The organism is Corynebacterium sp. KPL2680 (assembly GCF_040225675.1).
Classification (GTDB): Bacteria; Actinomycetota; Actinomycetes; order Mycobacteriales; family Mycobacteriaceae; genus Corynebacterium; species Corynebacterium rhinophilum.
Genome location: NZ_JBEHFM010000002.1, coordinates 97,859 through 121,779 on the forward strand (window position 1 = coordinate 97,859; position 23,921 = coordinate 121,779).

General features: G+C 57.1%; 17 protein-coding genes and 1 tRNA gene. 11 read left to right on the forward strand and 7 right to left on the reverse strand.

Features of this window, described 5'->3' with window-relative positions; genetic code table 11:
* Nucleotides 1-42: 42 nt before the first annotated feature.
* Nucleotides 43-1,095, reverse strand: a complete 1,053-nt coding sequence (locus tag ABRP66_RS01810) for a PDR/VanB family oxidoreductase (RefSeq protein WP_284851403.1) — start codon at nt 1,093-1,095, stop codon at nt 43-45.
* 404 nt (nt 1,096-1,499) lie between these two features.
* Between ABRP66_RS01810 and ABRP66_RS01815 the strand changes: the two genes are divergently transcribed.
* From ABRP66_RS01815 to ABRP66_RS01835, 5 genes are all read left to right on the forward strand, one after another.
* Nucleotides 1,500-2,858 carry an oxygenase MpaB family protein gene (locus ABRP66_RS01815; protein WP_349838242.1) on the forward strand — a complete coding sequence of 453 codons (1,359 nt, stop codon included), beginning with the start codon at nt 1,500-1,502 and terminating at the stop codon, nt 2,856-2,858.
* Nucleotides 2,859-2,915: 57 nt separating this feature from the next.
* Entirely contained in the window at nt 2,916-4,292 is a 1,377-nt protein-coding gene (locus tag ABRP66_RS01820; RefSeq protein WP_296087340.1) for an oxygenase MpaB family protein, read from the forward strand.
* Nucleotides 4,293-4,327: 35 nt separating this feature from the next.
* Entirely contained in the window at nt 4,328-5,533 is a 1,206-nt protein-coding gene (locus tag ABRP66_RS01825; RefSeq protein WP_349838243.1) for an oxygenase MpaB family protein, read from the forward strand.
* Nucleotides 5,534-5,657: 124 nt separating this feature from the next.
* On the forward strand, nt 5,658-7,031 hold the full coding sequence (locus ABRP66_RS01830; RefSeq protein ID WP_284850029.1) for an NAD-dependent succinate-semialdehyde dehydrogenase: 1,374 nt from the start codon (nt 5,658-5,660) through the stop codon (nt 7,029-7,031).
* A 265-nt stretch (nt 7,032-7,296) separates the two neighbouring features.
* A complete protein-coding gene (locus ABRP66_RS01835) occupies nt 7,297-7,623 on the forward strand; it encodes a hypothetical protein (protein ID WP_284850028.1) in 327 nt (108 codons plus the stop codon).
* 363 nt (nt 7,624-7,986) lie between these two features.
* Here ABRP66_RS01835 and ABRP66_RS01840 read toward each other — a convergent pair.
* Nucleotides 7,987-8,059: transfer RNA gene (locus ABRP66_RS01840), tRNA-Asn, on the reverse strand.
* A gap of 248 nt (nt 8,060-8,307) precedes the next feature.
* On the opposite strand from ABRP66_RS01840, the gene ABRP66_RS01845 reads away from it, so the two are divergent.
* From ABRP66_RS01845 to ABRP66_RS01855, 3 genes are all read left to right on the forward strand, one after another.
* Nucleotides 8,308-9,024, forward strand: coding sequence for a 6-carboxyhexanoate--CoA ligase (locus ABRP66_RS01845; protein ID WP_284850104.1), 717 nt, complete (start codon nt 8,308-8,310; stop codon nt 9,022-9,024).
* A 92-nt stretch (nt 9,025-9,116) separates the two neighbouring features.
* Nucleotides 9,117-10,190: an aminotransferase class I/II-fold pyridoxal phosphate-dependent enzyme gene (locus ABRP66_RS01850; RefSeq protein ID WP_284852229.1), complete on the forward strand. Its 1,074-nt coding sequence runs from the start codon at nt 9,117-9,119 to the stop codon at nt 10,188-10,190.
* A 61-nt stretch (nt 10,191-10,251) separates the two neighbouring features.
* Complete coding sequence (locus ABRP66_RS01855; RefSeq protein WP_284852228.1) at nt 10,252-10,632, forward strand: hypothetical protein; 381 nt, start codon at nt 10,252-10,254, stop codon at nt 10,630-10,632.
* A gap of 336 nt (nt 10,633-10,968) precedes the next feature.
* On the opposite strand, the gene ABRP66_RS01860 is transcribed toward ABRP66_RS01855, so the two are convergent.
* The 5 genes from ABRP66_RS01860 to ABRP66_RS01880 all read right to left on the reverse strand — a co-directional run bounded on the left by ABRP66_RS01860 (nt 10,969) and on the right by ABRP66_RS01880 (nt 18,117).
* The gene (locus ABRP66_RS01860; protein WP_349838245.1) at nt 10,969-12,102 is read right to left on the reverse strand and encodes a DUF3322 domain-containing protein; all 1,134 of its coding nucleotides are present in this window, start codon (nt 12,100-12,102) and stop codon (nt 10,969-10,971) included.
* Nucleotides 12,089-15,460: an ATP-binding protein gene (locus tag ABRP66_RS01865; RefSeq protein WP_349838246.1), complete on the reverse strand. Its 3,372-nt coding sequence runs from the start codon at nt 15,458-15,460 to the stop codon at nt 12,089-12,091. Before ABRP66_RS01865 ends, ABRP66_RS01860 begins: the two co-directional genes overlap by 14 nt.
* Nucleotides 15,453-16,103, reverse strand: a complete 651-nt coding sequence (locus ABRP66_RS01870; protein WP_023017165.1) for a DUF4194 domain-containing protein — start codon at nt 16,101-16,103, stop codon at nt 15,453-15,455. Before ABRP66_RS01870 ends, ABRP66_RS01865 begins: the two co-directional genes overlap by 8 nt.
* A complete protein-coding gene (locus ABRP66_RS01875; protein ID WP_284852225.1) occupies nt 16,103-17,572 on the reverse strand; it encodes a DUF3375 domain-containing protein in 1,470 nt (489 codons plus the stop codon). The genes ABRP66_RS01870 and ABRP66_RS01875 overlap by 1 nt, the downstream gene beginning before the upstream one ends.
* Before the next feature lie 125 nt (nt 17,573-17,697).
* Nucleotides 17,698-18,117 carry an organic hydroperoxide resistance protein gene (locus tag ABRP66_RS01880; protein ID WP_296087372.1) on the reverse strand — a complete coding sequence of 140 codons (420 nt, stop codon included), beginning with the start codon at nt 18,115-18,117 and terminating at the stop codon, nt 17,698-17,700.
* 517 nt (nt 18,118-18,634) lie between these two features.
* Here ABRP66_RS01880 and cas3 point away from each other — a divergent pair.
* The 3 genes from cas3 (at nt 18,635) to casB (ending at nt 23,921) form a co-directional block, all read left to right on the forward strand.
* Nucleotides 18,635-21,415, forward strand: a complete 2,781-nt coding sequence (cas3, locus tag ABRP66_RS01885) for a CRISPR-associated helicase Cas3' (RefSeq protein WP_349838248.1) — start codon at nt 18,635-18,637, stop codon at nt 21,413-21,415.
* Nucleotides 21,416-21,511: 96 nt separating this feature from the next.
* A complete protein-coding gene (casA, locus tag ABRP66_RS01890; RefSeq protein WP_349838249.1) occupies nt 21,512-23,257 on the forward strand; it encodes a type I-E CRISPR-associated protein Cse1/CasA in 1,746 nt (581 codons plus the stop codon).
* On the forward strand, nt 23,250-23,921 hold the full coding sequence (casB, locus tag ABRP66_RS01895) for a type I-E CRISPR-associated protein Cse2/CasB (RefSeq protein ID WP_349838251.1): 672 nt from the start codon (nt 23,250-23,252) through the stop codon (nt 23,919-23,921). The genes casA and casB overlap by 8 nt, the downstream gene beginning before the upstream one ends.

The following is a 23,921-nucleotide window of genomic DNA, read 5'->3' on the forward strand; positions in this document are numbered from 1 at the left end:
CCAGCCCAGCTTCCTCGCTCGAGCAGCGTATGGGAGCTGGGTTTATTGCCGCCAGCGCTCCAAGGTGAGCTTGGGGCTTAGCGCGCGGGAGACGCACGGGGCGAAGGCCCCATCGGCATACATTTGCGCGTCATAGACGGAATCGCGGTGATCTGGTTCGCCGTCGACCACGCGCATGATGCAGGTGCTGCACGTGCCTTCCAGGCAGCGCGATTTTACGGGTAGATCGAGTTCCTCAAGGACCTCTAGGACCGTCTTATTCTCTGGGATTTCTACTGTCTCGCCGCAAAATTCTACTTCGAACGGGCCGTCGCCGGCTCCGGCGTTTTTCTCACCGGACAGTGCTTTTAGATCGGGGTGGAAGTTCTCCCAGTGAAAAGCGTGCTCGGGTAAATACTCGAGCGCGACTTCTTTCGCGGAATCCATGAAACCTTGCGGGCCGCAGACATAAAAGGCCGTCTCCTTCGGCGCTTGGCCCAGCAGATGCCGGTAGATATCTGCCTGCTTTTCGCGTGATCGGCCAAAGACCTCAATGAGCTTATCGCCGCAGGTTTCGCGCAATTGCTCGAGCAGCACCGCATGGTGTTCATCGCGTGCGAAAAAGAGCACGATATACGGCTTGTTCTCGCGCTCGAGGGATTGGGCCATCGAGAGCATGGGGGTAATGCCCACGCCGGCGCCTACCAAGACGTAGTAGCCGGCGTGTGCCACGAGCTCGAAGTTATTAAATGCCTGCGAAATTTCAAAGCTATCCCCGCAGCGCAGTTTGAGCATCGCAATCGATCCACCCGTGGAGTTTTCCTCCCGCTTTACCGCGACGCCGTACGTTGGCCGTTTTTGTTGGCCAGCGGCAGGAGTAGAGGAATCGGTCAGCTCAAAAACCGAGTATTGCCGGGTAAGTATCTCACCATTTGCTCCCGGGAGGGTGATGTCGACGTGGCAACCGGGGGAGTATTCAGCAAGCGGAGCATCACCGTCCAGCGAAAATTCGATGACCGCAAGGTCATCGGCTACGGCGGTGACGTTTTGCACCGTGGCGGTGGTGGAGGGGGCATCGGCAAGCTGGGGTGCAGGTTGGGAAGGAGAACTAGGCATAGGGGTGAATAGACCTCGCTTTCGTGGCTGTGGTTCATTGCCAATTCACTGTATGTAATGCACGTCATGGTACAGCCTAAAGGGAGATACAGGTTACAAAAGCGTTCGCATAGCGGACACGTGTGCGCTTAGTACACCTATATGGGGTGAGCAGGCAAAAGGTTTGCAAAATCTGCCAAGGTTGCCATTTTTACTATTTGCGCAGGAGAGGATAGGTGCTGCGAAGGCGGGTGTAGCGGCGGTTCTGACGCCCGGTAATTTCCCGGAAAATTGGATACAAAATTCATTGCAGTGGAGGGCAATGTCTCTATAGGCTTACGGGCACAGCTAAATGGTGAACTAGACCACATAATCAGGAAATGTGTGTGGTGTAGGACCAAGATTGGAAAGGTTGTTCACTCCCCATGACTGCTCCTACCGAAACTCGGACGGAACCAAAGGTTCTGCCCATGTCCGATAATCCCTATGAGGATTTCCGCTACTTCTACCGCGATGGCATGGATCTCCGCCCATCGCCGAAGCGCCGCGTGGACAAGCCCGGCTGGTCCACCTTGCGCCACAATATCTTTGACCACTGGCACACCGTCCACGATGAGTGGGAAGGTTACGACACCCCGCAAACGCGTTTGCTCGATGATCACATGTGGCAAACCGATGAGCAGGGTGCCGCTTTGGCGGAGTCCTTCCGCCGCGATGGCGCAAAGGAATCGCGCGCCAAATTTGAGCAGGCGCTGAATGAAGGAATCGAGACCGTTGAGGATCCATCACCGGAATTGGTGGCCTTCTTCGAACAAGTCGATAATATCCCAGACTGGATCGACCTCGAAGCCGCTGAGCGCGGGCGCGTAGCCTATTACAACGCCACCCCGGGCGCGGACCTTCTCACCTTCAACTTTGGCTACTGGGCCACCACCATGGAAGACCGTACCTCTGCGGCAACGGGTGAGACCGGGATGTTCGAGTTTAAGGCGATGCAACGTGCACTGGAGACCTCCAAGTTCTTCGTGGACTTGGGTAAACAGGACGTCTTCGACCGCTTTGGGGAAGGCCGCAAGTCCGCAGTCCACGTCCGCCTACTGCATGCCCAGGCAAACCGCGGTTTGGAAAAGCTTTGGGGCGAGGAGCACTATAACGAATTTGGTCGCCCCATCGGTTCTAGCTTCTTGGTCTCCGGCGAAGGTTGGTTCGCGCTCATGCCGTTGGCCATCGACGAGCTTTTCGGACGCCCCCACTCCGGCCAGGACTGGGACGACGTCGCCCAGTACTGGGCATATGTGCTGTACATGATGGGCGGGGAAGAGCGCATCATCCCCAAGACCGGCGATGAGATGCGTAAGATGACTGACTTCATCTACGCAAACGGCGGGCGTTCTTCGACGTACCACCAGCGGGTGGCTACGGCACTGATGTCCATCGTGGAACAGATGAATCCGGACCTTCCACTAGAAATGTTGGGCTCGCTGGCCACGCTGGTGGGAGAAGAGGACACCAAGTTCATGGTGGAAGGAACTCGCTGGGCCGATATGGACTTTTCCCAGGCGGCCAAAGACTTCGAAGCCAAGGCGCGCGCGGAGGCAAAGGAAGCCCGCGAAGCCGATGAAAAACCCGGTGCGGAGGAATACAAGAAGCACAACGCCGCGCAAGGTCGCCCGCTGTGGATCAATGCGTTGGAAGAAGTGCAAGAGCACATCAATAACCATGAGCCAGACGTCAAGGCGGAGTGGACCCTGCACGATGACTCCAAGGAAGCCCGCCGGAACTAGCCTCTGCGCTTGCTGCTAGTTACCAAGGCCTAATAATAAGGAAGGGAATAAAACACAATGACTGCTCCCACAGATACTTCTGACGTTGCCAACACGTCGCAGGCGGAACCAAAGGTTCTGCCCATGTCCGATAATCCCTATGAGGATTTCCGCTACTTTTACCGCGATGGCATGGACCTGCGCCCGGCGCCGAAGCGTCGCACCGCGACGCCAGGCTGGTCGGAGCTTCGGCACAATGTCTTTGACTCCTGGCACACGGTAGAAGATGAGTGGGCAGGCTACGATAGCCTGCAAACCAAGCTTCTCGATGACCACATGTGGCAGACCGACGAGACCGGCGAAAAGCTGGCGGAGGCCTTCCGCCGCGACGGTGCCAAGGAATCGCGCGCCAAGTTTGAGCAGGCGCTCAACCACGGCATCGAGACGGTAGAGGACCCGGCCCCGGAACTGGTGGACTTCTTTAAAGAGGTAGACCGCATTCCGGAGTGGCTGGATCTCGAGGCCGCAGAGCGCGGCCGCGTGGCCTACTACAACGTCACACGCACCTCAGAGGTTCTGGCTATTGCCTTCGCGTACTGGGCCACCACGATGGAGGACCGCACGTCGGCGGCCACGGGTGAGACCGGGATGTTCGAGTTCAAGGCCATGCAGCGCTCTATTGAAACTGCGCAATTCTTCACGGACTTGGGCAAGAAGGACGTCTTTGACCGCTTCGGTGAAGGCCGCAAGGCTGCCGTGCGCGTGCGCCTGCTGCATTCCCAGGCCAATCGTGGCCTAGAAAAGATGTGGGGCAAGGAGCACTACAACGAATTCGGCCGGCCGATTGGCTCTAGCTTCTTGGTCTCCGGTGAGGGCTGGTTCGGGATGATGCCGCTGGCCATCGACGAGCGCTTTGGCCGCCCGCACTCCGGCCAGGACTGGGACGATGTGGCCCAGTACTGGGGATACATCCTTTATATGATGGGTGCCGAAGAGCGCCTCATCCCCAAGACCGGCGATGAAATGCGCAAGATGACCGATTTCATCTATGCCAATGGCGGATATTCCTCCACTTACCACGAGCGCGTGGCCACCGCCTTGATGAGCATCCTAGAAACCATCCACCCGCTGGTCCCCAAGATGGCGCTCGGTGCGCTGACCACCATTTGCGGCGTGGAAGATACCAAGTTCATGGTCAAGGGCACGCGCTGGGAAAAGGTGAACTACAAGCCGTGGGCCATCCTGTATCGGGGTGCCGCGCGGGCAGAAGCCAAGGTTGCCCGCCTGCGGGACAAGCTGCCGGGTGCGCAAAAGGCAAAGATTAAGCGCGCTAATAAGAATAAGCCGCCATGGTCCGATGTCACTGCGGTGATTAAGGCGCACATCGCGAAAAACGAGCCCGAAACCAAGTCCGATTACACGCTGCACGATGACTCCAAAGAGGCCCGCAGCTAACCCCATCCCCCATAACATTCTCAGAGGAGACAACCATGACTACTAATATGTCCCTAGGCACCGTCGGCGAGTGGCCTGCCGGGCGCGGCGATAAGGAAGAATTCATCGCCACCTTTGGCCAAGAGCGCGCAGACCGCTACCACGAGGCTTTCTGGAAGATGGACCCGGTGGCCGATGCGCTGTTTACCAGCGGACACACCGTCAAGGAAATCATGCCTAACCTGCGCGATGCCCTCGCGCGCGGTACAGCCAACGACGAGACTTTCCCAGAGGTTGCTGCCCTCATCGAGGACATGACCAAGGCCCTCGACGGCATCGATGCAGAGAAGTTGGAGCGCGGGCGCCGCGTCTACTTGTCCATTCCGCCGCTCAGCCACGGCCTGGCGCTGGGCCCGGGCTCGCTGGTCCACACCTATTCCACCCCGGCGATCGCGGACCTGCTGGTCAACACCGGTGAGCTTACCGATGGTGCCGTCAAGCGCCTTGCCTACACCACCAACTGGACCTATTCGCTCTACCTGCCGGATGCGCTGCAGCCCGGCGGCGAAGGCTTCATCCATACCGGTATGGTGCGCGCCATCCACGCCCACGTGCGGCGCGTGCACACCCGCAAGGAGCTGGACTACTCCCACTACGGCGCGCCGATCAGCGAGTTCGATATGCTGCGCACCTGGTTCGATTTCACCTACATTCCGTACGCCGGCCTGCGCAACATGGGCTGGAAGCTCACGGCAGAGGAAGAGAAGGACGCGTTCTACCTGTGGAAGATTGCCGGGCGCATGCTGGGGATTTCTACGGACCTTTTCGAAGGCGAAGATGGGGTAGAGGCTTCCCAGGAGACCATGGACGCCATCCATACCGTCGACGGCGAGATCAATGAATCGGCCCGCAAGCTTGTCGATGCCCTCATGGACGGCTTCGTCGTCAACGCCAAGGAGCTCACGGGCATGCCCGATGACACCCTAGCGGACTGGACCGCCGCGCACGTGCGCATCATTCACGGCGATGAGGTCGCCGATGCCTGCGGCGTGGCCGACTCCGTCATGCGTCCCATCCTGCAAATGGAGGCGCCACTGGTGCAGGAGCGCTTTGACCTCCTCCGCCAAGACTCGGAGGCGCTCGAGGCGGAAATTCAGAAGAACGAGGAGGCGGTGCGCCAGATGCTCACTCGCGATGCCACCTATATGAAGCAGGATGAGGGCATCAAGATGAAGGATGGCTCGGTCGTCGCGGCCTCCTAAAACAAATTACCCACTTTCATGGGTGACACGTCACTAGAACTTTAAGTACTCTTGTGGCAGGCGCATACAGATTGTGTTCGCCGCCACATTAATTCCAAGAATCCATTTAGAAAGGGATCCAATAATGTCCAAGGATTTTGCGGTAACTAACCCCGCTACCAATGAAGTAGTAGAAAAATTCGACACCTTTAGCGATGAGCAGATCCAAGAGGTTCTGGCTAAGTCCAACGAGGCTTTCCAGACCTGGCGCGAGACCCCAATTGAGGAGCGCGCCAAGATTGTGTCCCGCGCAGCGGAACTGCTCAAGGAGCGCAAGGGCGAGCTGGCCAAGATTGCCGCACAGGAGATGGGTAAGTCCACCCCAGAAGGCGAGTGGGAAATTAACTTTTCCGGCGACATCCTGCAGTTCTACGCAGACAACGCCCCAGAGCACAACAAGGACCAGCCGGTTGACGTGCCAGGCGGCAAGGCCACCCTCCGCCGCCTGCCCATTGGTACCCTGCTGGGCATCATGCCGTGGAACTACCCCTTCTACCAGGTCGCCCGCTTCGCTGGTCCGAACCTGATGAACGGCAACTGCATCATCTTGAAGCACGCCGAAATTACCCCGAAGTCCGCTGCAGCCATCGAGGAGATCTTCCGCGAGGCTGGCCTGCCAGAGGGCGTGTACATCAACGTATACGCCGACCACAAGCAGATTGAAGAGATCATCGGAGACAAGCGCGTTCAGGGCGTATCCCTGACCGGTTCCGAGCGCGCCGGTGCCGCCGTGGCCGAGATCGCCGGCCGCAACCTGAAGAAGGTTGTGCTGGAGCTTGGCAGCACCGACCCCTACATCATCCTGGATGCAGCCGATGTCACCAAGGCTGCCGAGGAAGCTTGGGTCAAGCGCATCGAGAACGTTGGCCAGGCTTGCACCTCCAACAAGCGCATCATCGTCATGGAAGACATCTACGACGAGTTCGTCGATGAAATGGTCCGCATTGCTGAGGGTATGAAGCAGGCTGACCCAACCCAGCCGGGCGAGAACCAGTACTACCCAATGTCCTCCCGCGAAGCCGCAGAGAACTTGGACAAGCAGGTCAAGACCGCTGTGGACAACGGCGCTAAGGTTCGCACTGGCGGCAACCTGCACGAGACCGCTGCGTACTACGAGCCGACCGTGCTTACCGATGTCCCCGTTGGTTCCGACTCCTACTACGAAGAGTTCTTCGGCCCAGTAGCAGAGATCTACAAGGTTTCCTCCGAGAAGGAAGCCGTAGAGCTGGCCAACAACTCCAACTACGGCCTGGGCGGTGCCGTCTTCTCCGATGACACCGAGCGCGCCACCAAGGTTGCTGACCAGATCGAGACCGGCATGATTCACGTCAACTTGGGCCAGTACTTCTCCCCAGTACTGCCATTCGGTGGCGTTAAGAACTCCGGCTTCGGCCGCGAGCTCTCCGTCTTTGCACTGGACGAGTTCGTGAACAAGCAGTACCTCTACATCAACGACTAATTACTCGTTGACGCTCACTCAGCGCTCCCTGAGCCTGCGGCGAGTGCATAGAGTGCAGTAGGGAAGGGGCCTAGCCTTGATGGGCTAGGCCCCTTTTCCTGTCCCCGTTGTGCTTAACCCGCATCTTCCGCAACCCTCTGAACTCAAGCTGTGTGGCGCATGCGAAAAATCCCGCTCAGCGCGATGCTGGGCGGGATGTACTGTGCTCCTCCAACCGGGTTCGAACAAGTTACAGTGATAAGCCAACAAGAGGTGGTGAGGCGTCGTGTCGACTAGTGCAGGAATTACTACCGATGCTCCCGTTGGTCGGGTGCTGACGATTTTGTCTGATATTGATAGGGTGCGTGAACTCGCTTATGACAATGATCGGGACTGCTACCGATTCGTTATGGATGGCGGGGCTTCGGCTACGTTGTCCGAAGAACTAAAAATCTTCGACGATGAAATCGAGACTTGTTTCGCCATTTATGAGTCAGAGGATTTAAGTGCACAGCGTTTTTTGTTTGATGTTCTTTCTAGCTTGTTGAACTTTCGGGTAACCATGTTCGCACCTGATTCTGATGAAGTGGTGGCGGAGTCAAACGGCTACTAACGAAAAGCCTCCGCTAATCTAATCTGAATCTTTTGGGATTGCCCGCAAATCGTGGACACGTAGTGGAGCTACCTAGTGGTTAGGCGGCTATTTCTTTTCTGCTGGTGGTTGGGCCTGACTCCCGACGTGTCCACTTTCTGGGGGTCAGGCCTCTTAGGCCGCACCCGATTACCAGCAGCCCGCAATCCGCAGGGCGCGCCCATCGACAGGCCCCAAATGCCGAGCCGCCACCGGCAAAACGATCATGCAATTCCACGACATGCACGACAGGAAACCGCCCTAAACCACCCGAAACTGCCCAGTAAACGAAAATGATGAAACCCCTCCCACCGGCGTTTTGCAGGTAAAAGGGGGCTAAGAAAGCTCCTCCAACTGGGCTCGAACCAGTGACCCTTCGATTAACAGTCGAATGCTCTGCCAACTGAGCTATGGAGGAATATTCATGTTGTACTTCGAACGTGTCGTTCTCTGTGCAACGAGAATTAACTATATAGCCTAACGCCGTTTTCACACAAATCGCCTGGTTAGCAGGAAAAATAGGGCTGTGGAACGTGGGGTGAGGAGACATCGGCAAGCGCATTGCTTGTGCGTTCCTATGTTGGAACCAAGACCTGGAGTTTGGCCGAGTCCCGCTAATTTTCCCTTTTCCTGAACACCGTTCAATACGTCCGGTACCCTCAGATTATGACTTATTTCTCAGTGCGAATGCGGTCTGATTCCGCAGGCCAGCACATTTCGGGAGCAGAGCGAATTGTCAGGGAACACGAGGTTCCGGCGGTCTGTGCGGCGTTATCCGAGCGTGCTTTGGCGCACCCGAAGGGAATGGCGGAAAGTACCTTCATCACCGTGGAGGCTTTGACTGAGTCCGATATTCTGCACGTCCCTTCCGTAGGAGTAAAAGAAGAAGCGGTGCAATCGCCCTCGCAGGCTAGGGACGTCATCGAGGAACTATTGCGCCCCATGACCGCTCATTCCCAGGTAGTCATTGAAGAGACGTTTACCGCTAGGAATATGCGCGGTGCGATGCTGATTGCAGCCGATACAGGTAAGCGCTGCGAGCCAGACGCACAGCGCGGCGTCCGCGTGAGCCACATGGACGCGCACAATGCTCAAGACGCGGCTTTCAAAGGCAAGGACGCGGCCCGTGAGGCCATCGTTCTTGCGAGCAAGGTAGCCGCGCACCCCGATGTTCTAGCAGAGGTCTGTGTGTCTGATGACCCGGCCTATACCACCGGTTACGTCTGCATAGATGACACGTACCACCGCCTTCCACGCATTAAAGAGCCTGGATCGGATGAGGGAGCGCGGGCCTTCATCATCAAACCAGGCGCCGATATTGAAGCGTTGATTGATTATCTGGAAAACCGCGCCGTACTCGTGGATTTTGGGGCAGAAAAGTGAACGAGAGCCTAGAACAAGTCGCATCTGCGCGCCTGGACAAGTGGCGAGAAGACGGCCTGTGGCGCAGCCCTTCGGTTTTTGGAAGTGGACAAGTGCCGGAAAGCTCCTTGCGGACGGCCGCCGGGAAGACAGCCAAAGACGCGGTGCTCTTTAGCTCGTCGAATTACCTGGGCCTGGCAGAGCATCCGGAGATTAAAAGCGCCGTAAAGGACAGCGTTGATCACTACGGCGCAGGTTCAGGCGGCTCGCGACTGACCACCGGTACGTCTGAATTACACGTTGCGGTAGAGGCTGCTGCGGCCCGGCTGACTGGGTATCCAGACTCGGTGTTCTTTGCCACCGGGTATCAGGCCAATCTATCGACGTTGCAGGCGTTGGCCTCGCCCGAGCTCACCATTATTTCCGATGCGCGCAACCACGCCAGCATCATCGATGGCTGCCGGCTCGCAAAGGCGAGTGGCTCCTCCCTCTTCGTTACGGCGCACCGCGATACCTGCGCTGTGGAAGATGCCTTGGCTAACAGGACCACCAAGTATGCCTTGGTTATTACCGATGGCCTCTTTTCCATGGACGGGGTGCTTGCACCCTTGCCTGAGCTATCGCGGGTGGCGCGCAAATACGGCGCCTGGCTTATGGTCGATGATGCTCATTCATTCGGCACCGTCGGTGACCGCGGCTTTGGCCTCCCAGAATATTTCGGCGTCCAGCCCGATATCCAACTTATTACCGCTAGCAAGGCGCTTGGTGCTGAAGGCGGGCTCGTTGCAACGAGTAAGCCGGTGGCGCAGCTCTTGCGGCAACAAGCCCGGTCCTTCGTGTTTTCGACCTCGCCCACGCCAGCCACCTCTGCCGCTGTGCTTGCGGCGCTAAAACTCATTGAGTCTGATCCCAGCCTGGTTAGCCAACTGCAGGAGAATATTGCTTATTGGCACAACACACGCGGTACTACGCCAAAGCAAGGGCCGATTATCCCTGTGCACGTGGGCGATGAGGCCGCCGCGATGGACGCTAGCGCCGCACTGCTGGGGCACGGATTTATCGTCCCTGCAATCCGGTGGCCAACTGTTGCGCGAAGCGCTGCGATACTCCGCGTCACCCTCATGGCAACCCATACGCGGGCGCAAATCGATGCTCTCTGTACCGAACTTAAACAGCTGAGTTTATAAGCAAAACTCACAGTGAGTGCGTTCAGAGAGTGGGCTCTCGTCGCATACACTGGCAGGCATTATGAGCAGCTTCATCATTGCCTATTCGTGGCTCCACGAGCTAGTGCTGTACGGGCGTGACGCCGAGCTGTCCGCTGCGATTACCGGCAACTGGGACATTATTGAAGCCATATGGGACTTGGAGGAAAAGTACGCCTTAAATGATTCCGGTTTCTTTGGCGGCGATAATTGGGTTGCGCGCTTTGAGTCGGGCCTCGATGATGGTGGCCCGTTGGATGTGGAGCTATTGGACGAAGAAGATACTTCAGTGATACTCGAGCTCTCCGTTACTGGTGACGATGAAGAGACAATGGAGCACGCGCTTATCGATGCCACCGAGACCATCACCTGCCACTTCACCGACTGGGGCTTCGAGGACATTGAGTGGACCGCGATGCCTTGAGAAAAGGAGACGGCACCAGATCGAACGGAGATACTCGTGACGGTGGTAGACCGTTGGTGTAAAACCCAGGCGATGCGGCATTTTCTCCATTAAAACGTGTCATCGAAACCAGTTAAGCTAACACTACGACGAGCCGGATACCGGAACGTTGTCGCCTGGAGCCGCATAGGCTCCAGAGCTTTATTTGGGGCTTCCACGTGTGCTCATGAACTAGTGGTGGGGCCGAGGCTTTTACTGGCGGAGGAGCTCAAATAGGTTTGGCCGATTAGCGGGAAACCACGAAACGGGGGTTCGCAATGGGTTGCGTCCTCTGATGAGATTTCCCCAACCTAGAACCTAGCGTTGAAACGTAGATTGAATCACGTCAGTGGCATGCGCGAACGGAATCCGTTCTTGTTCAATGCGTAGCTTGCCCTCGGTGAAGAGGAGGCGGTAGGCGCGCTGCTCTTCGGTGGTCAAGTGGCTAAGTATGGCGGAGCCGTCGCCGGGATCGGGGACCGCGAGGTGGCGGAACGCGGTGACGGTGGTGGTATCCATAAGGAGAGACTTCGTGTGGGGAAAGTGGGCGCGCACGCCGTTGAGGATGCTGAAGCCGGCGGCGTCAAGGTCGCCCCAGTAGGTGATTTCGGCATCGTGGAGCCAGGCAAGGGCGTGAAGTTGGCGGGCGGCATTGCCGGAACCGAGGATGGCGATGGTGGGTGGGGCGGCATCGGAAAGCAGGGGCAGGGCTAGGAAGGTCTGCTTGTTTTCTACGATGAGAACGCGCGGGGGCGCGGTGGGAAAGAGCTGTGCAGCCTGGGAAAGGGGAACCTCGATATCGGACAGCGCAGGGGCGTGGTTGAGGTAGCGCAGACGCAGGCGGGCGTCGGTGCGGCGCAGTCCCAAATCCGTGATGCCGAAGGGCGAAAGCAGGGCGAGCAGCAGGCGGCGGTGGGTGCCTATCCACTTGCCATCCACAGCTTCGACCGGAACGGCGCGCTCCCACTCGCCGGAGTCCGGGTGGGCGCGCAGCCAGGTCAAGCATGGTGCCAAGCAGCGCAGATCGTATGTGTCAAGGTCTTTCCACTGGGCATAGGTGCGGTACACGGCGTCGGCGAATGCAGGGGAGTCGGGGAAGATCCCGGCGATGTCGTGTGCGCGCTGTAGCGCGCGGGAGTATTCGGCGCTGAGGCCTGCGGCCGCGGCGATGCGGGGAGCACCGGTAAGGACCGCGCGGGTGGGAACGGAATTGGTGCCTAGGCCCGTGCGGGACCAATTGCGCTGTTCGTAGTGGATCTCTTCTTGGTGCGGCCAGTGCTGCCAGGCGCGGATGAACTCCTGGGTGGCGGGGACATCGCGCGCGGCGGTGGCGGCCGTAGGCGGGTGCAGCGGCCAGTCGATGCTCAGCGAATCGGGAGTCGACAAAGCCTCCGCAAAGTGGTTGCGCAGGTATTTTTCCGCATGTGTGTGCAGGTCACTAGGCATCCGCATTGGGGGACTCCGGGGATTCCTGGGGGTAGGAGGTGGCATCGATAAGCGAATAGCCCGTACGCGCCTGCGGGCGTCCCTGGATAATGGGCTCGTCGTAATTGACCACGATGGTGCCATCCACGTACGGCGATAGCGTCTGGATGAGTTTGAATGGCGTTGCCAAAATCATGTGGAAACCAAAGGACGCAAACACGGACATGGCGGTGCGCGTAAAGGCCGGGTCGGCGCGATCAAAGGCCTCATCCAAAATGATGGAACCGTAGGTGGGAACGTCCTGATCCGGCTCCGCCAGGCGGAAGCGCAGCGCCGCAGCCAAGCAGAAGAACACCAGCTTTTGGGCCTGGCCGCCGGAAAGAGAGGCGGAATCCTGATAAGTATTGGCGGTCGTGCCATTGGGATAGCACTCGCGGCCGATGAAGCTGACATGCTTGCGGGTATCGAGGACCAGGTTGCGCCACCGAATATCCTCTGGCTCAGACGAGCCCAAGCGGCTGAGAATCTTGTCCAGGGCGTGGTAGCGCGCTACCGCAGCTTCGGGCTCATCGGCGCTAATCTCCGCCAAACTATGGGACGTTGCGGCATCGAGATCCCGCTGGAAATCTTGCACGACCTGGCCCCTGGCATCCTTCACATCAATGCGCAGGGTGCGGTCCCCATTGAAGGGCGTGCGCTCCAGTGACTTATTAATAAACTCCATGCGCTGTTCGATATCGCTACGGGCATGGCGAAGCGAAGAGGCGAGGTGCGATAGGTTTTGCACCGTCGTGCCATTGAGCAGCTCCAAGAACTGAGCGCGAAAATCCGCCAAGCGGTCCGCGCGCAGGAATTTCAACTTTTCCATACCCTCGCCGGCGAAGCTCGCCTGTGGCTCCAAATCCGCCGCTTCCGCCGGCCACTGCGATAGGTATTTGTGGAGGACGGAGACAATCTTGACATTCGTCTCCTCGATGCAGCGCGCGGCCCTGCGCGTGGTTTCTTGCAGGCTGGCCTGCACCTCATCGCGCCGGGCATCGATGTCATCGATGGTGAGTTTTCTTCTGCCCTTGTGCAGGGCCTCTTCGACCGCCTTGGCGATACCCTGATCCGCCACCGTGGGCACTGTTCCGATGCTTTGGCGCCGCTGGGTGGAGCGGTTCAGCTCGCCTTCCACGTTGCCGAGGTGTTTTTGTGCTTCGTTCAGTTGGGCGCGGGCGGCGGTGAGTTTTTCCTTTGCCTGTTCGTGTGCTGTGGCTAAGGCCTGCGCTTCTGGGGAGGAAGCTAAAGAATCATACTGTTCTTGCAAATCGCGTTTGCGCGCCTCAGCGGAAGCGGTATCAATATCCTGGAATTTAGTCTCCAGTACGCGCTGCGCTTTATCGCGCTGCGTGCGCAGGATATCCATCTTCCGGTTGAGCTCGTGGACCTGTTTGGCCATGGCACGAGCAGTGGCTTTCGCTTCATTCAATTGGGAACGCAGGAGCTCAATCTTGGCGGTATTGGTGGAACCTACTCGGTACCACCGCGTGCCTTTATAACGCGTGCGATCATCCTTGATAAAAAGCGTCGAGCCATCTTTATCCTTGGGCCGGCTTTCCAAGCCATCGCGCGTGACGGCCGGGGTCTTGGTTACTTGTTCGAGTGCGGCCACCGAGCTGACGCATTCGTAGTTAAAACGGCTCGAAATATGGTGGCGCACCCACGGCGTCATGGGGTGATCCTGGAACTCCAATTTGTGGATGAGCTGTTGCGGGCTGCGCGCGGGCGCGGGCGCCGGTGCAAACTCCGGGATAGTGCGGTACTCGAGCCGGGTGCCCACATTGCGAGAATTGACCCACTGGTTAATGGCTTCCCGCGCGGTTTCCGGAACGAGCAGGGTGGCGGCGAATCCGTGTAACAATTTTTGGATCACCGGCTCCCACTCCGCCTGCTGCGGGGCAATATCCAGTAGCTCGCCAGCGAAGGGAAGCTCCGATTCGGCGTAGCCAGTATCTTGCGCGAGTTGGGTGCGCAGCTCTACGAGGGCCTTATCAATATTGGTGCGCCGCGAGCTAAATGAGTGCAGCTCACTTTCTAAGGACGCGGATGCTGTCGCGGCATCGCGGGCGGCCACGCCGGCTTCTTGCTGCTGCTCAGTAAGCTGGGCCGAGTCAGCCTCGAAGTCCGCGATGCGCAGGCGGGCATTTGCTTGCAGCTCGGCGAAGCCGTGCGGGCTGAGCTCAAAGTGATCGGTCCACTGGTCGGCGGCAGCGGCAAGGTGGTGGAACTCCTTGGAGCGGTGCTCAATTTCCTTCTCCGCGGTTTCAATTTTGGCTTCTAGGGCGGCCAGCTCGCCGGCACTGAGTTGGGAGACGGCTACGGCGGCGCGGCGCTCGGCATCGTCAAGGTGCGTGACCTCCGCTTCGAGCGCCTCGGCCGCAGAGTGCGCCTCTGCCTGCTGGGCGGTCAGCACGCGGATGCGATAGTCCAGTTCTTCTGCCACCAAGCGGGCGCGCACCGCCGGCAGCGCCTCATTCATCGCCTCGGCCTTGTGCTTATCAGCCTCTGCGGTGGTGCGTTGGGAGTGCAATTGGGGCAGGGGTGCCAGCGTCTCAATCTGGGCCTTGACGTCCTCTACCCGCAGGTATGCCTGGCGCAAATCTTCGAATTGCTCCACCGACTCCTCCGCCCGCTCGAAGGTAGACGGCGTATCGAGCATATAGTCCCGGAAGAGCTGGTCCAGGCTGGAGAGAGACTTGGCAGACTGCGTGCGGTGCAGCAGAACCTGCCCCTGCTCGCTCTTGATGCCCAGGCGTTTGCGGAAGCGATCCGCAAACGTGGTGTACGTCGGCGTAAATGACGCTCCCGGCCCCTTGTACATGGCCTTAATCTTGCGGGTATCCAGGCTGCGGGTGAGTAGGGGGCTGAGCTTATCGATGTCCTCATCTCCCTGCACCACCCCATAGAGCCTTTTAATCTGGCTCACCGAATTTTCACCGCCGTTGAGGCGGAAGATGGCGATGAGGGTGTGCTGCGTGCCAGACCCATTATCGTAGGTCAACGCCACCACCGAGTTTGTTGCGCCCTCACGCAAATACTCCGGGGCGATTTCACCCGTGTGCGCATTTTCTTGCTGCCGCCACGCCCCGCGAATATAGGAGACGAGGTTGCGCCCATTATGCCGACCGAGGTCCTGCTGCGATGCCGCGTTGAACTTGAGGTCCTTCTGCGGCACCAATACTGCCGACATCGCATCAAGCAGCGTGGACTTGCCCGAACCGGATCCGCCGGTGATGAGGAAGCCCTTGCGGGCTACCGGGATGGAAAAATAGCCGTGAAAAGTACCCCAGTTAATGAGCTGGATACGGCTGATGCGGAATTGGCCTGGATACAGGTTAGTCATCGGAAGCCTCCTCCTGGTCGCTCTCGGCTTCTGCGAGGCGGGCGTATTCATCCCGGATGGCGGTGACCGTGGCGGCATCGAAAAGCTGGCGCAAGACGGGTGAAACCTCGTAGCGCCCCTCTGTCTCGGTGGCGCTGAGCAGAGAGTATTCATTGCGGATGCGTTTAATCGCCGCATTGAAGCGGTTATTGAACCCGGCTTCATCGCGGTTATCAACCGCGCGTACGTAACCAATTCCCTCCCGGAGGTCTTCTACATCCACAATCACGCGTTCACCGGGCAGCGCTAAACCAAGTTCCTGGCGCAGGTTCAGCAGGATGGCGGTATCGATGTGCTTGAGCTTATCCGTGCGCAGCACCTGCGGAATGGGCAGCGTTTCCTCTTCTACCATCCGGGTAAACGCAAACCCTTCTGCTTCATCGACGACCAGCTCGAGGAATACCTCATGCAGGCGGGCGCGCAGGTTGTCTTCGTCCGAGATGATGGCGGACCATAAGACAGGTTCCTTGTGCGCACGCACGAGCGGCCCCTTCAACAGCTGCACCAACGCGCGGCGCGAGTTATAGGTCAGCGATCCTTTATCGCTTTCCCACAGCGGGGGCTCATGCGCCGAATCGACGCGGTGATTATCAGTAGCGCTCACTACAACTCCTCAACGGTGGTGCTATCGAAATACATAGTAGGGATATACGCCGCGCGAATGGTCCCATCTTCTTCGGTCCAGGTGACCTTCTCGTGCGCATCATGCAGCGCCGGTAGTGGGTGCTGGTCCGCAATGTGTACCAATCCCACGACGCTGGCCAGGCCCTGCGTGGGCGGGTACGCCTGCAATACTTGGCCAATCGTGCACGGACCCGCCTTGCCGACGGCCCCGCGAATCGCCCCATGCAATTCCTCAAAATCAATTTCTGATTCGCGCACCAGCTCATACAACGCCTCCGCATTCTCCTGTCCCGGCTGGAAGGCTTCCGGTGCTTCCTCCACGACCTCCCGACCCGGGTTGGCCAAGTGGATGCGCGATACGGAATGAATGGACATGCCGATGCGCTGCAGGGGTGTTTCCATGCGGTGAAAGGCTTTCAGCTCCGATGCCTGCGCTGCATCAATGGCCATGCCTCGCGCCTCACGCAGTAGCTCAATCATGCGCCGGTCTTCTGCAAATTGTTCCGAAGAGACATAGTTGCGCAAGCTGCGTGCCAGGCCAGTCATCGTTTGATTGACCTCGAAGCTCGTTTCTTCCATATCGCGGAAGAGATTCCGCAGATGACGACGGTTTTCTGGCGCTAGCTCTTGGCCGACCTCGCTTTCTAAAACTTGGCTAATCCACTGGTCCAGCCACGCGCTGCGTTCTCTATCCATGAGGTAGGAATAGAATCCGCGGAAGCTGCGCCCCGCGTCCGATTCCGCGATGTGGTCTACACCGCTGAAGATTTCCTCGAGCACTTCGCCGCGGTAACCTTCTGGATCCAAAAGCTGGCGACGCAACCGGTGATTGAGGGCTTCAAGCTCATGGCGCACCCTGGCGAAATCGCTTGGCACCGCCATGGCCATGTTCAGCACGTCTTGGACGCGCTCCTGCGTCTCTGCCGCAGTCAGCCTTTCAAACTGCCCTAAATGTGCCTTTTCAATTTCGCGGTCAATGCGGTCTCGCTCCGCCTCTAAGCTGGCGACGCGGCTCGAAATATCCTCATTTGTATCTCGCGCCAAGCGCTGCAGAGCCGAGCCGATAGATTCCACGCGCGATGCCGTGACCGTAGTAACCGGCGTTTCCCAACGCTCAACGGCCTCGAGCGCGGACAGCGCTTCCTCGCTTGGCTCCAAGGTTTCCCCGCGTGAGCTCCTGCCAGATTTGCGGACTAGCCAACCAGCTTTTACCCAATCATTGCAATAGCTTTGCGGTGTGCGCGGCATTGAGAATTCACTGGCGAGCACCTCGAAATCGGTGACCATCAGCTCATATACTTCTGCCGCCGGCCGCGCCCGAGTGCCGCGGGGAAAATACTCAGCAATAAGTGCCAGAATCACCGGGGCATTATCGGCCGCCAGCAGCCGCACTGCCGCGGAATCATGTAATAACCGCCGCAGTGAAAGGGCGCGAGCTTCAACAGACATGATTCGATTTTGCCAGCTACGCCGGACACATGCAGCGTAGTTTGACTCACTTATTCGAATCAGTGGATCCACCCGCGCATGGTGGCCCTTGCGGGCCGAGGACTAAGAGACTGTACTAGTCTTGCTTAGTCCTGCGCGACGGTGACGTTGACGTCAATATTGCCGCGGGTGGCGTTGGAGTAGGGGCAGACCTGGTGGGCGGCATCGGCAAGCTCTTGTGCCTTGTCGTGTTCCTGGGCGGGGATGATGACCTCGAGCTCAACGGCGAGCTTGAAGCCTTCGCCCTCCTTGCCAATGGACACGCGGGCGCCCACGGAGGAATCGCCCAACTCAGTCTTCTCGCTGCGAGCTACCGCCTGCAGGGCAGAGTGGAAGCACGCGGCATAACCAGCGGCGAAGAGCTGCTCTGGGTTGGCGCCATTGCCATCGCCGCCCATTTCCTTTGGGGTGGCCATCTTGAAGTCAAGGTCAGAATTGTGCACCACGGCGCGGCCATCGCGGCCTGCACCGGTAGCGAGTGCTTCGGTGGTGTAGAGGGTATCCATGATTACTCCTTTTCTAAAGTGCTTTTCGTACTAGCGGTAAGTACAGCCGCCGATTGTACTCAGAATTGCTTACGGTGTTTTTCGAGGTCAGCGACCTAAGAAGTGAAAGGACGCGCTAAGAAAAGGTGGTACGGCTCAAGTGTGCGCCGCAGGCCTACTCAACCCGCGCCGGGGGAGTGGGCGCTCCTTCGGACGGAAGTACCTTGGGGTAGCGCTTGGATCGGCTGGTGTGCTCAACCCACCGCAAGGATGGAGATAGAAAATAATCCCCGCTGACGCGGGGAACTAGTCAATTGACTATTCAAATGAGCACTGACGTGGGCTCATCCCAGCGTTAGCTGGGAGTTTGGCGTTTCGCCTCCTGTAATCTTACCGCAAAAATTGATGCAGATTTTAGGTTCATTTCAAAAATTGCAACACGTCAGTGCTAGACGATATATATTTGTGAATCATTAGTTAATAACTCAAGTTCACCATAGAAGTTGGATTTGGTGAAGGCTGTACTGGAGATAGAACCATGAAATTGCCAGCGAAGACAGTGGATTTTTGCACTCGTGCAGATGGTTGGGCTGGTCAACGTAGCCAGCAGGCGCGGAGCTTGTGGGCGAAATCAGGTGATGGCGTTGATTACCTCAACCTGCCGCAACATATGGTTGATTCCGCGTGTGCTGCATCCCTGGTGTATAACACTTGGCTTTCTCGTTCGGTAAAAGAGTTCCTGAAAGCCGAGTTGCGTGTCTCAGAGACGGATATAGAAGTTCTCTACGTCTTTCTTGCTGGGTCCCATGATGTTGGAAAGGGGGTTAAAACTTTCCAGCGGCTTCTTCTTGGCCGCAGTGAGGTTGCGCATTTGGCCCACGCCGTTAGCGACGCGGGACTGGATATCGAATTGAGCGCCTCAGAGGCGAATATGTCCAAGCTTCCGCATGGCATTGCCTCTGGTGAAATTTTAGCGATCTGGCTTGAAGAACAGGGACTTACCCTGCCAAAGGCTAACTCTGTGGCCGCGGTTGTCAATGCTCATCATGGTGCTGCAAGCGGGCCGAATAAAGCGGTCCGAGAATTGATTCAAGATTATCCTTCGGGGTGGCGAATGGTTCATGGCGAACTTCTTGATGCCATGGCGAAACTCTGTGGGGAAAATGAGCTTGCGCAGGTCTTTGCCAAGCTGCCGAAAGTCTCGCCCGCAGCCGCGCAAATGCTTACCGGCTTAGTGGTTATGGCGGACTGGATTGCTTCCAATGAAAAGGCTTTCAGCTTGCGCGTGGAGGGAACTCAACTAGACCGAGTGACAAGGGCTGCAGAGCTGATTGACTTGACCTCACCCTGGGAACCGGAAACTCGATTGCATCAGGACATCGACGAGCAATTCCGGCAATCGTTTGGGTGGCCTGCAGAGTTTAAAGCACGGCAAGTACAACAGGAAATGGTGGAGGCTGCCAGAGCGATCAATGAGCCAGCGCTCATAGTCCTGGAAGCCGAAACAGGCGTAGGTAAGACTGAAGCTGCCTTAGCGGCGGCGGAAGTGCTTGCGGCGCGTAGTGGGGCACAAGGAATCTTTTTTGCCGCTCCGACCATGGCCACCGCGAATGGCCTATTGCAAAGGACCATCGAATGGAGTCGAAATGTAACGACAGATTCGGTTCGATCGATGTACCTCGCCCATTCCAAAAATGCATTGGCCAAGCCTTATACGGATTTAAAATTTACGGGAATCAACCGTTATGAAGAAGAAGGCGGCAACGTTGTTGCATCGCAGTGGATGTCCGGTCGGCGGCTCGGCATTCTTTCCAATTTCGTGGTGGGTACCGTTGACCAAGTGCTCATGATGGCACTACAGCAACGATTTTCCATGCTGAGACATGTCGGCCTGGCAGGCAAAGTAGTCATTTTTGATGAGGTGCATTCTTTTGATGTGTATTCCTCGGATTACCTGCGAAGTGCCATCGAATGGCTAGGATTTTATGGTGCCAGCGTCATCGTTATGTCAGCCACGTTGCCGGCGGACAAGCGGCGCGCATTGGTAAGCGCATACTCTGACGGTCAATGGCCGGAGAAGGAGCCGACTGGATACCCGTTAATTACTGTGGCGACAGAAGACAAAATTCGTTCTCTAGACGTCCCTGCTTCTCCAACAAATCTTGAAGCCACCATTGATTTCCTTGCAGAAAGCGAAGATTCACTGCAAGAACTTATCGAGGAATGGCTCGTAGATGGCGGGTGCGTTCTTATTATTTGCAATACTATCGCACGAGCCCAGGCAGCGTATTCGGAACTTGCCGAAAGCTACGGCGATTGCGTAGAGCTTCATCATGCGGGATTTGTGGCTTGGGAGCGCGTGGAAAAAGAGGATTCATTACGGCGCCAACTTGGCCCGGATGCCCACAGGGGAGCAGGCCGGCCGAAGCAAAAGATTGTGGTGGCCACTCAGGCAGCGGAGCAGAGCTTGGATATTGATGCCGATGCTCTGATTACTGATATTGCACCCATGGATTTGCTCATTCAGCGCATCGGGAGGCTGCACCGTCACGCACGTCCTTCCAGCGATCGACCCGAAAAATTGCGGGAGCCAAAGGTTGTTATTCGCGGGATAGACGCTTCCTCACCAGTCCCGGAATTTGAATCAGGTGCCGAGGCCATATACGGCCGAGCAATATTGCTATCAACGTATGCAGCCTTGCCAAGTAGGATTCGCCGGCCGGATGACATCGCTCCGCTTGTAGCAGTTGCATATGATCGCAACTTTAAGCCTCCAGAGGCCTGGGAAGAATCTTGGGAAGACGCCACCGCGAAGCGTGACTTTGACGAATCGACAGCGCATTCAGCGTCCTCAACGTTTCGATTGCCGGATCCGTGGAGCACCAATGGCCTCGACGCACTATTTGCACGACTACAGGATGATTCGGCAGAGGATGCCGAGATCAAAGGTGCGGCCCAAGTTCGTGACGCAGAGCCCAGCGTTGAGGTGATCCCCATCATCGAGACTGATTACGGCTATCGACCGTGGGGCTGGGATGAAGAAGTCATCGAGGCTGCGGATATTCCGTATGGTCTGGCTTTCCATTTAGCGTCTAGTACAGTACGGCTACCTGTGCGAATGACCTGCTATGACTTGGACTTTAATGCGGTAGTCGATGACCTCGAGAGAGCAACCCCGGCCGAGTGGGGCTCACACTACTTACTGCGGGGACAACTGGCGCTGCCGCTAAATGATGGGGCAGAGGCGCAGGTAGGGCGCTTTGTTTTGCGATATACGAGCCAACTGGGCATCGAAATTATGAGTGATGGGCGTGAGTGATATGTCCAAGGTGCTAGATAGGCTGCGAGCACCACCTTTTACTAGGGGTAGCCATATCAACCAACAATTCGTTAGAAAGAAAGGAGGCGAAAGATAATGACTGATACAGAAACCTTTAATCTGCTCGATGAGCCATGGATTTTGTGCATGGACAGTGCGGACAATCGCAAGGCGTTGAGCATCCGGGACATATTTTCCGGACAGGATGATGCCCGCAAAATTGTGGGAGACTCACCAACCCAAGATTATGCGGTCATAAGACTGCTATTAGCCATATTTTGGCGCGCTCATGCGCAAGAGTTGGCGGAACTAGCAGGCGGAAGGCGGAAACGTGCCAGCTTTGATTGGGGCGAATGGTTCGCAGAAAAGCGCGATGAATTATGCCATACCAAGCGGGACCAAGTTGTTCTAGATTATCTTGATGCCTTTACCGATCGATTCGATTTGCTCTCTGAGACCGTTCCCTTCATGCAGGTAGCGGATCTTCACTCGAACAAAGGGGAAACACGACCCATAGTTCACATCGTTCCGGAAGCGGCTGATGATCACTTCACCATGCGTACAGCTAAAGGCCGGCAAGCGATTTCCTTGGCTGAGGCAGCCCGTTGGCTTGTTCACTTGCAAGCTTATGATTACGCCGGTATTAAAACCGGTGTAGTAGGGGACCCCCGAGTAAAAGACGGAAAAGGTTTTCCTATTGGCACAGGTTGGACTGGCCGAACGGGTGGAACTTTGGTGCTTGGAACTGAGGGACTCCTAGAAACGCTTTTGCTGAACACTCCCATGACAGCTGTTATGACGGAGCAGGGAACAAACCCAATTGAACTGGATAAACCGGTATGGGAAAGAGAGCCTGATACCGCTGCGCAACGCCGTGGCTCGGATGACAAGCTTGGTGCTGTGCCTCAAGGTGCGGCCGATTTGGCAACGTGGCAGGCACGGCGAGTGCGCCTCGTGACTGAAGAAGGCCAAGTGACTCGCGTCCTCGTATCAAACGGTGATCGCATTCCGGATAACGGAAAGAATGTCATGGATGATCCCATGACGCCGTATCAGTATAATCCCAAGCAGTCGAAGGTCGGCCAAGATGCTTACTACGCGCGTCCCTACGACCCTACTCAGACCATGTGGCGCGCACTCGATGCGTTGGTGGCCGTCGAAGACGATCCAGGGTTCGACCAGAAAAAGGCAAAAGCTCTGAAACGGCCATCCAATCTCAGCAATCTCGCTGCGCTTGACGTTGATGGGTACCTCAACCAAAGCACCTTTGATATTGCTTTGGTGTCGATGGAATACGGACCGAAGAAATCTTCAGTAGCCACCACTTTTAGCACCACGATTGGGCTTCCCTTAGTGGTTTTGCGCGAAGATGATCTTGGCAGGCAAGCGCGGAACGCTGTCCGCACTGCCGCCCAAAAGACCTATGAAACAGCTGCGAGCTTGGGCTGGTTTGAAGGCCAACTGCGGGTAGCAGCGGGCGATGAGTATGAATTTGGGGTTAAGTCTGAGGACAGGTTTTATGCCCAGTTGGAGCCGGATTTTATTGCGTGGATGCAGACTACCTCTGTTGAAAATGCAGACAGCGCTCAAATCAACTGGCAAGAACGTGTTCGAACCGTAGCTGTCTCCCACGCAATGGAACTTCTGCGCGGCGCCGGGATGAAGGCGATCATCGGCAGGGAAGTAGACGCCGGAGAAGACGGAAAGGGTCGAATCGTCTCAGCTGGGTCCCTTTTCCAGCAGCTACAGTGGCGTTTTGATAAAAATCTGCCGTTAACAGGCAAGTCCACACGAAATCAGAATCCTAGCTCACTTATGAAGGAAGGCGTTGCCCATGCATGACACCAGTCATCCACAGGCAGACACTACTGCGGAGTACGCAGGTCCGCGATTGCGAACCTCCGTGGCGCGTACCGCAGAGGCACTGCAGAATGATTATTTGCATTCGCCACAGCACACTAAACAAGCGCGGGCGCGTGCAGCCCTAGCCCATTTGCGAAAATATTCTGCGGTCCGTCTTGAACAACATCCCGTGGCGTTTGAAGAGGTTCTTCTTTTATTGGAGCCTGCATTGAGCGGACAAGAGCTGGGTAAGGGCGCCACACCATCCGCCTCAGAGCTCGCGGCCTTTCAGGCTATGACGATGCTAGGCATTCATCTACAAAGCGCCAGCACTGAAGCCCATATTAAAGGCCAAAGCTTCGCACGTGCCTGCGGCCGTTTCTATGCGCGCAGTCAGTCACAATCCACTAAACCGCGGTTTGATGCGATGCTCGTATCCCCAGATGAGGCTTCCCGTCTAATACATATTCGTTCTTTGGTAACGCTATTGCGCGGGGAAAATTTGGGGTTTGACTACGGCGTATTTGCACAGGACCTGCGGGTTCTGGGTAGCAAAAGTACTACTCAAAAAGTGCATACACAGCGACAAGGCGTGCTACTGAAATGGGCACGCGACTTTGCTTTCGGTTCTTATGCGTCTGACCAGACCGAACCGGCTTCTTAA

Coding starts and splice junctions, on each gene's coding strand:
- ABRP66_RS01855 (WP_284852228.1), top strand. CDS start 10,252: ATGAGCAGCTTCATCATTGCCTATTCGTGGCTCCACGAGCTAGTGCTG.
- ABRP66_RS01830 (WP_284850029.1), top strand. CDS start 5,658: ATGTCCAAGGATTTTGCGGTAACTAACCCCGCTACCAATGAAGTAGTA.
- casA (WP_349838249.1), top strand. CDS start 21,512: ATGACTGATACAGAAACCTTTAATCTGCTCGATGAGCCATGGATTTTG.
- casB (WP_349838251.1), top strand. CDS start 23,250: ATGCATGACACCAGTCATCCACAGGCAGACACTACTGCGGAGTACGCA.
- ABRP66_RS01860 (WP_349838245.1), bottom strand. CDS start 12,102: ATGCGGATGCCTAGTGACCTGCACACACATGCGGAAAAATACCTGCGC.
- ABRP66_RS01865 (WP_349838246.1), bottom strand. CDS start 15,460: ATGACTAACCTGTATCCAGGCCAATTCCGCATCAGCCGTATCCAGCTC.
- ABRP66_RS01880 (WP_296087372.1), bottom strand. CDS start 18,117: ATGGATACCCTCTACACCACCGAAGCACTCGCTACCGGTGCAGGCCGC.
- ABRP66_RS01820 (WP_296087340.1), top strand. CDS start 2,916: ATGACTGCTCCCACAGATACTTCTGACGTTGCCAACACGTCGCAGGCG.
- cas3 (WP_349838248.1), top strand. CDS start 18,635: ATGAAATTGCCAGCGAAGACAGTGGATTTTTGCACTCGTGCAGATGGT.
- ABRP66_RS01825 (WP_349838243.1), top strand. CDS start 4,328: ATGACTACTAATATGTCCCTAGGCACCGTCGGCGAGTGGCCTGCCGGG.
- ABRP66_RS01875 (WP_284852225.1), bottom strand. CDS start 17,572: ATGTCTGTTGAAGCTCGCGCCCTTTCACTGCGGCGGTTATTACATGAT.
- ABRP66_RS01815 (WP_349838242.1), top strand. CDS start 1,500: ATGACTGCTCCTACCGAAACTCGGACGGAACCAAAGGTTCTGCCCATG.
- ABRP66_RS01810 (WP_284851403.1), bottom strand. CDS start 1,095: ATGCCTAGTTCTCCTTCCCAACCTGCACCCCAGCTTGCCGATGCCCCC.
- ABRP66_RS01845 (WP_284850104.1), top strand. CDS start 8,308: ATGACTTATTTCTCAGTGCGAATGCGGTCTGATTCCGCAGGCCAGCAC.